Below are 13,108 nucleotides of genomic sequence, written 5' to 3'. Positions count from 1 at the left end.
GTCTGCCGCCAGCGTTGATAGATTACAATGTATAGACTATGTAATTTCGGATAAATCCGGGTATCGAGGCTTCAGAATGGAATTTTTGTCATGAATAACTTGCCATCTCTGATCAGCATCGAAGCCTTCATCAGCGTGGCTGAGACTGGAGCTTTCAAGGACGGAGCCCGACGATTGAACCTCACGCCATCTGCAGCGTCGAAGGCCGTCACGCGCCTCGAAGAAACACTGGGTGTTAAATTAATTCACCGAACCACACGTAGCGTCAGCCTAACTCCGGAAGGCGAACGCTATCTGGAGGGCGCCAAGCGATTGATCGCGGACGCCCTGGCTTTAGGTGCGGAAGTCAGCGACACTGCAAGCGATCCTGTGGGGCGGCTAACAGTCAGTGCACCTGCCGCCTTTGGTCGTATGTGCTTAGTCCCGGCGCTTGACGCCTTTCATCGAGAATGGCCTCAAGTCGAAATCGAACTTTGGCTAGATGATCGTGCGGTTGATCTCGCCGGTGACGCGGTTGACATCGCGATAAGAGCGGGAGCGCTTTCCGACAGGGCCAATCTGATAGCGCGTCGGGTTTTCGATGATCAACTCGTACTGTGTGCATCTCCAGACTATTGGGATCTGCATGGCATGCCAGAACACCCGGACGACTTGGCGAAACACGATTGCCTCAATTTCCGCAATCGCCGCACAGGTAGAGTAATGCAGTGGCATTTCACACAGGATGGGGAAGTTGTGTCCAAAACCTACGAGGGTTCGGTCACAATCGATGATGGTGAGTCTGTAGGTCGCGCAGCTCGTGCCGGTCTCGGTGTAAGTCAGATGCCATCATTCATGGCGGCTGAAGGAATAAAACGGGGCAAGCTCGTGGAGGCGCTCGAGGAGTTCCGGCCGCCACCTACGCCCTTTACTGCGCTCTATCTCGACCGTCGCCTTGTCTCGCCGAGGATAAGAGTGTTCATCGACTTCATCTTGCAGGCGCAATCGAAATGGGACTGCAAGACTTGACGCCGATTAGTACTGGCCGTCTCAAGAGTTGCCTGAAAGTTCAACGGCAAGCCAAACCAGCCACACCATCCCTGAGTACTGCTCACGTTCGGCTGCTTGCGAAAAAAAACTCGCGTAAGCGCCACTGCCTCGGATGCGGCCCAACCTTAGTCACTAATATATAAAGAAAAAATTGGCGCACCCGACAGGATTCGAACCTGTGACCTTCGGCTTCGGAGGCCGACACTCTATCCAGCTGAGCTACGGGTGCTCAATGTATTCCTACTGCTTACGCAGTGCTTACGCGAACTTTTGGCCGGTTTGAAGGGCGATCCGAACATCTACCCAAGCCTTTGTTTCGCAACTTACTTTTGCCAGCACCTTTCGCGATCGCCAGACTTGACATCCGCCTTCGGAGCGATCAGCTATATGCTTCTCCAGCACTGAAAACGTGGAAACTCCTACCACCGCCCTGCCCCACAAACTGGCATCCATCTCGATGGTAGCGATAATGGGCCCCATTATCGTTACCGCTGAAGCGGGCAATTTCGGAGTGGCGACCCACCTATGCTGAACTGCTGAACTCAAGCAAAGGAGTTCAGCATGCCCCATCTCGATCACACAGCTTTCGTCAACTCGCGCCGTGATGAGCGCAGTCTCGGCCATCACACGCTCCGGGCCTACGCCCAGGATCTTCGTACCTTCGCGCGCTTCACCAAGGCGCACCACCTCAGCGACCCGTTGTCGAAAGACGACATCCTCGCCTACCACCGTCATCTGCGCGAAGAGTTGGGCGCCAAGCCCGCAACCATCGAACGGCGGCCCGTCAACCATGAATCGGATTGGCTTTGTATGCAGAAGTCTCAATCAACTGATCTAGCGTGTTGCTTGCAAGCGGATGGCTTTCGCCGAGAAGCAGGGGTGCAAAGGTGCGGTAACGCGGGACCAGAGTTGCGCGCAGTTGCAATGCAATGAAGCAAGCATAGCGAGGACCTGTTCTTTGCCTCCGCAGGGGTGGCAGCCCCAGAACTCTACCAACAACACCCCTGCGCTCAAGGTCAGTCGATTTGCGAGAGGGTGATTAACTCACGCAAAAGCCGCAAACAGCCCATTGGTCTTAAACGAAAACTCCGAGTCTTTGCCGATAATCACATGGTCATGAATAGTCACGCCAATTGCCTGACAAGCCGTTGTGACGGCCTCCGTCATCTCGATATCCGGTCTGCTGGGAGACGTGTCGCCAGACGGGTGGTTGTGCACAAGAATGATGGCGCTGGCGTTCAATTCCAGCGCGCGCTTAGCCACTTCTCTGGGATACACCGGCACATGGTCAACCGTGCCTTTGGCTTGTTCCTCATCTGCGATCAGCACGTTCTTGCGGTCCAGAAACAGGATACGGAATTGCTCAGTCTCACGATGTGCCATCGCCGTGCGGCAGTAAGTGATCAACTCATCCCAAGATGTCACAACTTCGCGTTCAAGGATTTTCGCCTGCCCCATGCGCTGCGCGAAGGCCTCCGCAAGCCGTAAATGATAGTACACCCATGGCGTTGCTCCCTCGACCTTCAACAAGCGGTGTTCTGACGCGGCAATGACCCCGTTCAGATCCCCAAAGGTCGCCAGCAATCGCTTGGCCAAAGGCTTCACATCAATGCGGGGGATTGCATTGAACAGCAGCAGTTCAAGGACTTCGTATTCCGGCATTGGTTTGTGGCCACCGGCGAGAAAGCGATTACGCAGCCGTTCGCGGTGTCCCCAATAGTGCGGAACCTTGTTGCCTTCAGCATCGATGACGAGCCCGCCGCCAGCAGAAGCCTTCTTTGAGAGCCGTTCCGTGTGCTTGTAGCTCGGCGCAAAGGCGGATTTCACTTCTGTGCCGGGAGGTGGCATCCTGGCATCCAGATCCTCTAGACCGCGCAACGCATCCTCGGAAAAGCCTGATGCTCTGGGAGAGCGTTTTTTCGTGACGGTGTTCGGGTCTGGTCTTTGTTTTTTGCCAAAGACGGATAATCCAGACGTAAGCCAATTTGTCATTCCAGCAGCCTCCTGCGCCCCCAAGGCGCACAGTCATTTCCCCTGAGACTTATGCTGCGGAATTTTGGTTAATGCTGGCTTAACGAGGCTGAATTACCTCCGATTGTATGGTTGATGTTTGTCAAATTCATCTGCTGAGGCCGCGTTATCCTCCCGAGTTCTGATAGTTCAAAAGGAGAGCCCGGATGTCGATGTCACCAATGCTTTTCATCTGCCTGTTTTTCGCCGGTTTTGGAGTGTTTCTGATGGGTGTCAGCGCAATCTGGTGGGTTTCTCTCCAGGATAAGCTAATCAAACAGATGGATGTACGCTGATTGCGTCGTGCACGATGTAAGGCAGACAACCAAAACTGAACTGCGTTAACCACTGGTTTACCTTGATCGAACCAAGGTCGCAGCACGTCAACATCAACACAATGGATCGACGCCCGGATGAAAAGCCGACTAAAATCACTGGCAACGCTTACTTGTCTTGCCATCTCTTCTCCGCTTTTCGCAGAAGAACCCGTTCCAGATTGCGGTCTCTACACCTACCGCGCCACCATCGTCAGGGTCATTGATGGTGATACCATCGTTGCGGATATCGACTTGGGCTTTCGTACCTGGCTTCACGGCGAACATCTGCGACTGTTCGGGATCAACACCCCGGAGAACAAGACAGACGAGGGCAAAGCCGTTACAGAGGCCGTCAGGGCGCGCATAGAGGGCAAGTCGGTGTTTTTGTGCACCATCAAAGCCAAGCGCTCGGAAGCGGAATCTACTGGCAGTTTTGGTCGGTATCTGGTCACAATCCATGAAGGCGGCGAGAACGTGAATGAATGGCTGCTGGCGACGGGTCAAGCCGAGGCGTTCATGGATTGACATTGTGATGCTCAAGGAGTTCGCCCGGGAATTCTGGCAGTTCACAACCTATTTGCAATCAGTGCTTATACTAGCGAATTTCACGCAATGAGGGATTGACCAGTCCCTCTTCCTCCAGCCTTTTTAGTGCGTCAGGATCGTCTCGGAGAGCTCGCAAGAGGCGGTTATTCATTTGCCCCCTTTCGAAAAGTAGCTGACTTGTTTGAGTTTGTAATTTAACCAAATCCGATAATGACTCTTGAAGAGCACGAGAGAACAGATCCTCATCAATTGGAACCCCGCCTCGCTGCGCCCATTGTTCCAATTCATCATTGGTCATTTCCACCCCGCTGAATCGGGCCAGCGCCTTCAAAGCGAAGCGTCTGGCGTGTATCGGTTCGCTGGCGTCCTCGGCCTCAAATTCACCCTTCAAAATGGCAAGACTCAACTTGACCATTTCGATATCCAATTCTCGGCTTTCCTTGAAGAAGGTTAGTGAAGCCGCTCCTATTGTCGCAACTGTTGTTAGGAAGGCTACGGTCGCTGTAGGCAAGACGCTTGCCCAAATCGACTTCCTTTCATGTTCCTCTTTTTCAGCATTCATGCAAATCACCCAATTGGTTCAAAAACAATTATTTTTCCAGGGTTACCCTTCATAAAATCAAACTAATTCACGGCTCCACGCCTGAGAGCAAAATAGGTATTTAGGCGCGCCTCACTTACGTCGCTGTCGTAGCATATCGGAGAATACCCTCCTGGCTTTGACCAAGCGCTTCTTTTCCCACACCTTCTGCCTGCACGGTCAGTATTGTAAGGACAAGGACAGGAGCCAGGGTATGAAGATAAGCTTTGCCGGATAATTGCATTGCGAGCCGCTTGTTTTTCGCGGCTCGTCGGCAGTGCGATTTGCCTTTTGCGACTGCTTTCGGGCCGTTGGGTTTCGACTTTCGGTTTTGTGGCCGCAAGATATTTGGCCGACATCCATCCGACGCCGTGTCGCGTTTCGATTTCCTTCCAACCGGCAGCAGCGGAAACCTGTTTTACCGCTTCGCCATGCACAAGTTGCCCGATGACACTGTGATTGGTTCCGGGACCCTTTCTAACATTCACCCTTGAGCCCGATACGAATAGCGTGGTTTTCTCTGCTGAGGATGTGACCGGCGCGTCTGGTGGGTTTTGAACCTTAGGTTTGTCGAAGCTGCTTTGGCCAAGGCTTTGTATCCCATCTGGCGCGAGGGTGACGCTGATCACAGGTGCTTCAGGATCTGAGCCAAGCGCCCAAACCACAAAGCAAACGAACCCAATGACCAATATCCACCGCATGAAAAACCACCCGAACCAATGATGTTATGGTAGCAAATTTTTACCATTCCGGCCATTGGCAATACTTACGTAGGGGGGGCGGCCATGCTATTTACGCACCAGCTCTGAAACCGCTGATGTGGTCCATTCGAGCAATCGTGCGAGTTCAGTCCTTCGGTCTTGTCAGCAATCTGTCAGATCAATTTCATGTCTTCGAGGTGCAACAGCTCCAGGTCGAAGGTCTCGACCAACCTTCGGGCAACGTCCATATTTGGCAGGTAGAATGCGTTCGCATAGTGGCCGGGTTGATTGTCCCCGGTCCAGGCATAGTTGCCCCAACCTAGTTCACGCAAAAGCCATTCGTGAATGGCATCGGCGTCCAGGATTCGATCCTCATCAGATGCTTTGGTACGCAGTCGTATTGGGAACTTCTGTTCAGCATTGCGTTTCAGTGGGCTTCGGGCACGAGTCGACATCGAGAACGAATAGCGAACATTAAATCAGTCTGTCAATTGGTTCGATCAACTCCGGATCATCATCGTCACGACCAAACTTGTTCACCTCATGGAACTTGAACCGGCCATCCCAGCCTGTGCCAAGGGCATCCTGTGAGGCAGTGGTCTCCATTTCGTCACTGATCCAGGGGGCAAGCTCATCTTGCCTCAGGATGACGGGCATCCGGGTATGGATATGTGCTATCTGCTCCGCTGGTTCACGCGTCAGTATCGTGCAGGTTCGTGAGCCGTCCTGAAGTGTTGAACACAATCCCGCAAAGAAGATCAGCGGCGCATTTGTCTCAAGCGTGATGTAATTTGGTTTGCGGTCGTTCTTCGGGCCAGACCATTCGTAGTATCCAACCGCCGGGATGATGCAGCGCGAAGTTTTCCATGCGGTCCTGAAGGTGGGTTTCTCTGCCGCCGTTTCGATCCGGGCGTTGAAGGTGGTCTGTTTCCAGTCTTTGACATCGCCCTTGAACCAATGCGGGACAAACCACCAGCGGGCCGATGTGCCAATGAAGGCTTCGGCGTCCTGACAAACCATGTGGATCTGCTGGGTGGGTTTGATATTCCATCCGCTGCACGCTTCAGGTGCAACGGCATCGGGCACAGGCGCTCCGTAGAGAAAGCCCTCCATGATGGCCAATCTGAGCCTGGGTGAGATTTCCGCCTACTATTCGTCCGCACATCAGGCGAGATTACAAAAAAACGAGCAATGGTAAATGCAGACAATGGTGTAGTTCGTCTGCTTGAAGCCAATTTGATCGATGCTGCACCAAGCACGAATGTCAGATCTCCCTAGCGCGGCTAAAAAAGTGACAAAATCAATGATTTTTAGATACTATGAGACGGTGGAGGCGGACATGAAATCTCGACCGCATGGAAGTCCACCACGGCAGACCCATCAACGCCGCCGTACGAGCGTCGCTGCAATAAAAAACTCGACCTCTCCGCTTCAACGTCTGGCGGATTCAAGTCCTACAACAAGAAAAATTGCGGAGCTTCAGGAGGTGGCGAACCAGGCAAACACTTTGGTTCAGCTAAAGAGATTCCCGACACAGTCGCTGGACGGCTTCAGATTTCAGAGTGGGGTGGAGGTATTTGATCCGAAACAAGAAAATATACAGAAAAATTATAGTTTTGTCATTCTCGATTCAAAGGGCCCAATTTATGTTGGGGGCGAAGGACCGGGAGGTCATCCGCAACTTTATCATACCGCCACTCAGGAATTTGAACTGGACTATGTCGAATCCATGAAAACGCCTGGTGTGTACTATGCCGGATTGATTGCAAAACTTGGATTTGACGACAATTGGGGTTGGACAAACTGGTCGGGGCACTTTCAACCAACTACGGAATTTCATGACCAAGCTGTTGAGTCGGGAATGCCTGAGGAGAACTATGTCACGCTAGAAGAGTATCAAAGTAGCGGATTTGACAGTTTGGATCGACAAGACCAGCCTCCAAGATTTGAACTTGGTGAAACAGAGGCGATTAATCTGCTTCCCGAACGTGAGGATCAGCAAGGTGAGCAGTCATTTGGCTGCTTTGGCGGCATATGCAACTGGTTTTCCAAATAGACTGAGTAAGCTTCTGTGCGGATCGGATGTGTCAGTCTAAAAAAAATCTACTACTTGAGACTCAACTGAACTGGCCTTCGTTGCTCATGTCTTTGCCTCAACTTGTAGCTTCCCCAGCCCTTGCTTCGTCAGCAAGCTTGAAAAGCCATATTCGCGAAATCGCGACGGCAATAGGGCGTTGCTTGCGAAGCGTTTCGCTTTCCCGAGGTCTTTTGGCTCGAAACGGACATTAGCAACCATCATCAACATCAACACTGCTGTGCCGCCTATGCGCGTTGCGCGCGCGGCTCAGTACTGTAGGCAAAAAAATAGCGGACTTATTGCGCAGTTTTTTGGGCGTCCGCCTCTTTTTTCGCGCCTTTTAACAATTTTGAGCCGTGGCGTATCGGGGCGATCGGGCTACCCGATGTCATTCGCCTAGTGTTGCAGAATTTGACCGAGAAATTCTTTCAGCCTGTCGTTCTCTGGATGGTCGAAAAAGACACCGGGGCTAGCCTGCTCAATTCGAGATCAATCGCCTGCCGTTCAGAATAACTTGCGTTGGCGAATAGGTCTTCATGGAGCTAACCAAGCAGGAGATAGTCTGGAGGAAGACAATCAGATTGCTTGAAGCGCAGTGTGCAAGGTATCAGCTGGAAGCGGTTTGGAGAACATGTAACCTTGACCGAAGGTAACGTTCAGATCGACCATGATTGCAGCCTGGCTATCGTTTTCGATACCTTCGACACAGATCTGAGCGCCAAGTGTCTCAGCCAGTACGCAGATCATCTTGACCATCGACTTCTTTCGGGGATCGTTCTCAACATCGTCCACAAACGCTTTGTCAATCTTGATCAGGTCAAATGTCAATTCGTTTAGATATTCCAAGGATGAATAGCCTGTCCCGAAATCGTCCAACGCAATTTTCACGCCAAGCTCCCGCAGCAAGCCAATCTGTCGAGAGGCCGAGGCGAAGTTACCCACCATCGAGCTTTCGACGATCTCCAATTTCAGGTTTTGGGCTGGAATATGCCGCGCGCGCAGGCCTTCACCAAGTTTTTGAGGAAAGTCCTGCTGCATCATCTGTTGCGCTTCGAGATTGACCGTCAGAAAGAGCTCTCCAAACGGCGCGCCCATATTTGCCCAAGTTGCAAGTTGATCGAGGGCTCTGGTCAACATGCGCTCGCCAATCGCGTCCATCACCCCTAATTCTTCCGCTATTGGAATGAACCGGGCCGGAGGTAATATACCCAGGTCCGGATGGGACATCCGGCAAAGTGTCTCAAAACCGAGCGTGCGCTCGCTTTTCATATCCACTATCGGCTGGAAATAAGGAACAAACCAGCCGCGTTCAAGCCCGCGGCGAACCTGCTCCTGCATATATGCCCTGTCGCGCGCAGCCTCAATCTGCTCTTCATTCAGTATGTTGCTGCGATGACCGGAGTTCCGTGCACACCGATAAGATGCCCATGCATCGCGCATTACATCCGACGGAGAACAATCAAATTCATGGACGGGCTGAGTTACACCAATGGCGACATCAAGCTGTATGTTCCGAAGTCCCGTCGAAAACGGGCGGGTGAAGGCATCGAGAACAGACTCCAGAACCTTTGCGTGCAGATCTTCCGCCCCGATGTCTTGAGTTAGGATGGCCGCGTAGTATTCCCCGGAAAGATGCGCCAAATCCGACACGAACGGAAGCGATGAAGACAAGCGATATGCAATGGCCTTGCGCAGTGCGGACAACTCATCCGATCCCAATTCCTCCTTCATCGAAATCACGCGAGGGACACCGATGACCATAGCCCGAAAGGGTATCTTGCGATTGATGATGTCTTCGAGCGTGGATTGTAGACTGTCCTCGTTAGGCAAGCCCGTTGATGCATCAATGGAGCGCAGTTGGTGAACGTCTGTTTGAGTGCCTGCCATCAGGATCGGACGCCCGTTCTGATCACGATGACACCTCCCTCTGCACCAAACCCAGCGATACGTACCATCCGCATGCAGGATCCTGTAATCTTCGGTCAGAAAGTGCGTCGTTCCCTGCAAATGTGCCCGAATGGCCGAACGCAGGCGCTCCTGATCGTCCGGATGAACCTTGAGAAGCCAATCGTCGATCTTGTTAAGCCGCTCATTATCAAGACCCATCAATTGCCGCCATCTCGGCGAATATTCGACGCAGTCATTCGGCAAGTCCCAAAGCCAGACGCCGTCATTGGAACTTTGAACGATGAGATCGAGTTTGAGTGTCCGCTCACGGACTTTCGTTTCAAGATCCTGGGCCAACTTGGACAGACTGCCAATGTTGCGCCGTACGTTCTCGAGGAGCGAATTGATCAGAACGGTAAGCTTTTGAACTTGAAGCGATTCTGTGACCCCCTCACCGTCGACTTGGATCTGGATGTCATAATTGTCCTCAACGATGGTACAGAGTTGATCTGCAATCGATTCCACGAGAGTGTCTGTGGGGTTTTGCGGTTTAATCATGTCGCTGATCCGCAAACTGCCCATGCCAACCCTACCGGTCGCACTTTCGAAATGCTGCTCAACCCCTGACTGGGCCGCGCCAGCGTCAACGCGGCGTTTTTGGGCCTTGATTTTCTTTTGTGCGCGAGCGGCTTTAGCCATGTGTCGACTTAAGCTCGTGATCATGTGTTTGCGGGGATGTAAAGAACGTCGGAGTCCCCGCGACACTCGTCCATTTCATTGTCATTCTGCAAGCGTTTGCGCCTTCGTGCGCGCATTCGTGAGATGCGAAAACAACCTCGTCTCCAAAGTGTTTAGCGGCGGCCCGGACCAAAGCCTCGTAAAAGCCGCAGAGTTGCAGCTGTGATTGGTAGTGAACTGTGATGTGGTGTGGCCCGTGATCCTCAATTCGGAATTTGTCGGCTGACTTCTGGCTGTCACCAGGTTTTCTGCTGCCTGCCGCGATCAATGCATGGATTTTGGCCTGTTTCCGCACGAGGTCTTCCGATGTTCTAGACATCCGAAGAAACTCGGGAAACACACCCTCCACAAACTCGAGAAAGGCCTCGGAAAGCAAATCGAAAAGTTCAGAGGTTTCCAGTCCGGTGACTTGGAGAACCGCTTCTATCAATCGCATCGTTTCGCCATCATCATAGTGTCGATCTATGCGGTAGATGCGGTCATTTGGGATCTTTGCGACAAAGAACACATCTTGCCGAAGCTCATCCCCGCCCAATTCAAGGAGGCTGTCCACAATGACTTTCTCGATTATTCCGATCATTTTTGTGCCTTCCAGCAACTTGCCAGAGCACACTTAGACCAACATGCTTAAAGTCTCCTTATCTTTACCCAAACAAACTTCTCCCAGGCATCACCCAACTTGGTGTCGCAACAGGCAGGAAATGATAGGCTGTGCAACTCACCTTTTGTGGCTGCTAGTCCTGGTTCAAAAAATGGAAAATTTCTTCTGCTGTAACCGCCCCGATGCCAAGCATTCTAGATCTGACATAATCAGATCCGCATTCGCGCAGCAGAAGCCGCAGCTCGCCCACGGTGTAAATATCATTCTTGGCCAGGGCACGCCTGGCTCGCATAGAAAGAGAGGTGTTTGAGATTTCTGTATCGTCCGTCATAAAAGACCTCAATCGGATTCCGCTTCAATGAGAAGAGGCCGTCTCTGCCCCATATAGGGACGCGGTTTTGGGATCGGTGTGAACCATAAAGCATCGCTGCCTATCCAGTTCTTGGAACAATGGGATCGCTACAGCCAACGCCCCGCAAAAGTGCCATTGCTTCATCGAGTTCGAGGGGTTTTGCAAAGTAGAAACCCTGGGCCAGGTGCACTCCGATATCCATTAGGAACTGCGTTTGCTCCCAGGTCTCAACACCTTCGATTGTCACCGTCTTATCTAGATCGTGGAACATTCGAGTGAGATGAACGAGCATTGCTCGATTTTGCTCGATCCTGGTTACGTCTCTTGCGAGAGAACGATCGATTTTGATCTCGTCGAAAGGAAATTCCAGTACGTAAGACAAGGATGAGTACCCCGTTCCGAAATCGTCAAGGGCAATCCGCACGCCTGCCTCACGCAGAGCTTTCAGGGCCTGACGCGCCATTTCCCAGTTTTGCATAAAAACGCTCTCGGTGATTTCGAGCGTTAACTGCGAAGACGAAAGCCCGGTCACCATTAGAACGTCGAGAACCCGCTCAACGAAATCTGACATGCGCAGATCAATCGTGCTGACGTTAACAGAGAGCCCGATCGGGGTCTGATTAGACCGGGAAGCGTCTGCGATAAAGGCCGCGGCCCGGTGCATGATGTGGAAATCGACCTGCTCGATCAAGCGACACTCTTCGGCCAGCGGAATGAATTCTGTTCGCGGCACTTCCTTGCCCTGAAAGCGCCAGCGAGCCAGGGCTTCGAATCCGGTGATATCGCCAGTTTGCAGGTCGATCTTCGGTTGCAGAACAGGTCGGACCTCGCCTTTGGCAAGGGCAAGCGGCAACTCAGAGGTGAGCTCCATCTTGCGGCCCATCTTTATTCGCAGCGTTTCATCAAAGATCTGGAAGCGTGATTTCCCGGCATCCTTGGCGGAATAAAGAGCCACATCAGAGGCCTTCATCAAGGCAGCGATGTCGGCGCCAACCACCTCGGAGAGCTGTGCTATGCCAACGGAACAGGCAGGCCGCAGGACCGATTGCCCGAACTGAAACTCTTGGTGGATCACGTCGACAAGCTTTTGTCCGAGGTGCGTCACGTTGAAATCAGTCTGTTTTGGAGCCAACACTACCGCAAATTCGTCACCACCGAAACGCGCGACCAGGCCGTCGAACGGATCAATCACGTCGCGCAGGCGTTCCGCGATAGTGACGAGAACAGCGTCACCTGCGTCATGGCCGATCGAGTCGTTGATCATTTTGAAATCATCGAGATCAACCAACGCGATCACCACGTCTGCCGCCTCACCGCCACCCACTTGCGCAATGTTCGCTTCCAGCTGATCGTGAAACATGCTCCGATTGGCCGACTTTGTGAGTGAATCATGGGATGCCAGGAACTTTGCTTGTTCCTCCGCCATTCGCTGCTTTTTGCTCAGCCGTAACCTGTCGTTTTAAGGCGGTGACGGTTTTGGCAGACCGCTTGGCTTGTGCCGTGATCAGGATAAAGACCAGAAACCCGACAAGAGGTGCGGTTGCAATTGCATAGACCGCGCCCTGCATCACTGTTCTGGTAAGGTCCGTCTCCACCACAAATGCGCCCATAACGTCGCCCACCTCGTAGATCTCTTCGCCGAGCGCTGCGTTGTGACATCCGACACAGCTGTCTGCGGAGGCGACCGAAGGCACGATTGTGCGACCAACGAACCTTCCCTCGGACCAGAAATGTTCATTGTGGCGCGTTGCTGTTCGCGCCTGCGCCATACCCGCTATGATCGACCGGATGCGTGTATCCTCTTCGATCGTGTTCAGCTCCAATCCAGGCGTGCCCGGCATGCGCATGGTGGACGCGGTTGCCCTTACGTCGACACTTTTCTTGACACTATCGGTGAATTCCTGGATGCCGATCCGACGAAAGGTGGCGGGGACGAGATTGTCTTCATCGCGGTGCACTGCGAATGCACTGGTGAAGGCATTGGTCATGTCAATCAGCTGTTGACGTTGCGAGGTCTCACGTGTCGTGACCTTGTAGTTATAGGCCAGGAAGTACACCGCGCCGACTACGAAGGCGCAGAGCATGCATACGACAATGCGCATCCTTTTTTCGTTTAACGACGCCAACGCAAAAAAACCTATTTCTGGTACCCCTGCGGCGTTGGTATACTGCGGTGGTTTCGAAGCTGTTGTTCGCCTTCCGCTAAATAAATAGAAATAGAAGAAAAAGCCTTGTGGTTTGCGGTGCTGATCCTCTCCCACTAATTTGAT

General features: G+C 52.6%; 14 protein-coding genes and 1 tRNA gene. 4 read left to right on the top strand and 11 right to left on the bottom strand.

Annotated elements, in window-relative coordinates; translation table 11 throughout:
* Positions 1-90: 90 nt before the first annotated feature.
* Positions 91-1,008: a LysR family transcriptional regulator gene (locus Q1A63_RS13005; protein ID WP_299631911.1), complete on the top strand. Its 918-nt coding sequence runs from the start codon at positions 91-93 to the stop codon at positions 1,006-1,008.
* Positions 1,009-1,181: 173 nt separating this feature from the next.
* Here Q1A63_RS13005 and Q1A63_RS13000 read toward each other — a convergent pair.
* Positions 1,182-1,258: transfer RNA gene (locus Q1A63_RS13000), tRNA-Arg, on the bottom strand.
* 332 nt (positions 1,259-1,590) lie between these two features.
* Here Q1A63_RS13000 and Q1A63_RS12995 point away from each other — a divergent pair.
* Entirely contained in the window at positions 1,591-1,962 is a 372-nt protein-coding gene (locus tag Q1A63_RS12995) for a site-specific integrase (protein ID WP_299631909.1), read from the top strand.
* 111 nt (positions 1,963-2,073) lie between these two features.
* Here Q1A63_RS12995 and radC read toward each other — a convergent pair whose 3' ends face one another.
* A complete protein-coding gene (gene radC / locus Q1A63_RS12990) occupies positions 2,074-3,021 on the bottom strand; it encodes a DNA repair protein RadC (protein ID WP_299631907.1) in 948 nt (315 codons plus the stop codon).
* Between the two features lie 431 nt (positions 3,022-3,452).
* Between radC and Q1A63_RS12985 the strand changes: the two genes are divergently transcribed.
* A complete protein-coding gene (locus Q1A63_RS12985; RefSeq protein WP_299631905.1) occupies positions 3,453-3,881 on the top strand; it encodes a thermonuclease family protein in 429 nt (142 codons plus the stop codon).
* Positions 3,882-3,951: 70 nt separating this feature from the next.
* Here Q1A63_RS12985 and Q1A63_RS12980 read toward each other — a convergent pair whose 3' ends face one another.
* The 4 genes from Q1A63_RS12980 to Q1A63_RS12970 all read right to left on the bottom strand — a co-directional run bounded on the left by Q1A63_RS12980 (position 3,952) and on the right by Q1A63_RS12970 (position 6,296).
* A complete protein-coding gene (locus Q1A63_RS12980) occupies positions 3,952-4,464 on the bottom strand; it encodes a hypothetical protein (RefSeq protein ID WP_299631903.1) in 513 nt (170 codons plus the stop codon).
* Positions 4,465-4,526: 62 nt separating this feature from the next.
* A complete protein-coding gene (locus Q1A63_RS25670) occupies positions 4,527-5,183 on the bottom strand; it encodes an SH3 domain-containing protein (RefSeq protein ID WP_366524351.1) in 657 nt (218 codons plus the stop codon).
* Positions 5,184-5,356: 173 nt separating this feature from the next.
* Complete coding sequence (locus Q1A63_RS12975; RefSeq protein ID WP_299631901.1) at positions 5,357-5,638, bottom strand: hypothetical protein; 282 nt, start codon at positions 5,636-5,638, stop codon at positions 5,357-5,359.
* A 19-nt stretch (positions 5,639-5,657) separates the two neighbouring features.
* Positions 5,658-6,296 (bottom strand): SOS response-associated peptidase, encoded by a 639-nt coding sequence (locus Q1A63_RS12970; protein WP_299631899.1) that lies wholly within the window; start codon positions 6,294-6,296, stop codon positions 5,658-5,660.
* A 148-nt stretch (positions 6,297-6,444) separates the two neighbouring features.
* Here Q1A63_RS12970 and Q1A63_RS12965 point away from each other — a divergent pair, with 148 nt between their 5' ends.
* Complete coding sequence (locus Q1A63_RS12965; protein WP_299631896.1) at positions 6,445-7,239, top strand: hypothetical protein; 795 nt, start codon at positions 6,445-6,447, stop codon at positions 7,237-7,239.
* A gap of 597 nt (positions 7,240-7,836) precedes the next feature.
* Here Q1A63_RS12965 and Q1A63_RS12960 read toward each other — a convergent pair.
* The 5 genes from Q1A63_RS12960 to Q1A63_RS12940 all read right to left on the bottom strand — a co-directional run bounded on the left by Q1A63_RS12960 (position 7,837) and on the right by Q1A63_RS12940 (position 13,099).
* Positions 7,837-9,846 (bottom strand): GGDEF domain-containing phosphodiesterase, encoded by a 2,010-nt coding sequence (locus Q1A63_RS12960; RefSeq protein ID WP_299631894.1) that lies wholly within the window; start codon positions 9,844-9,846, stop codon positions 7,837-7,839.
* On the bottom strand, positions 9,839-10,465 hold the full coding sequence (locus Q1A63_RS12955) for a heme NO-binding domain-containing protein (protein ID WP_299631891.1): 627 nt from the start codon (positions 10,463-10,465) through the stop codon (positions 9,839-9,841). Before Q1A63_RS12955 ends, Q1A63_RS12960 begins: the two co-directional genes overlap by 8 nt.
* Positions 10,466-10,619: 154 nt before the next feature.
* Positions 10,620-10,817: a hypothetical protein gene (locus Q1A63_RS12950; RefSeq protein ID WP_299631889.1), complete on the bottom strand. Its 198-nt coding sequence runs from the start codon at positions 10,815-10,817 to the stop codon at positions 10,620-10,622.
* Between the two features lie 100 nt (positions 10,818-10,917).
* On the bottom strand, positions 10,918-12,264 hold the full coding sequence (locus tag Q1A63_RS12945; protein WP_299631887.1) for a bifunctional diguanylate cyclase/phosphodiesterase: 1,347 nt from the start codon (positions 12,262-12,264) through the stop codon (positions 10,918-10,920).
* Positions 12,227-13,099: a hypothetical protein gene (locus tag Q1A63_RS12940; RefSeq protein WP_299631885.1), complete on the bottom strand. Its 873-nt coding sequence runs from the start codon at positions 13,097-13,099 to the stop codon at positions 12,227-12,229. The genes Q1A63_RS12945 and Q1A63_RS12940 overlap by 38 nt, the downstream gene beginning before the upstream one ends.
* Between the last annotated feature and the right edge of the window lie 9 nt (positions 13,100-13,108).

It is taken from the genome of uncultured Roseobacter sp., assembly GCF_947499265.1.
Taxonomy (GTDB): Bacteria; Pseudomonadota; Alphaproteobacteria; order Rhodobacterales; family Rhodobacteraceae; genus Roseobacter.
The sequence above is the reverse complement of the archived record's forward strand: the minus strand, read 5'-3'. Positions and strand labels throughout refer to the sequence as shown.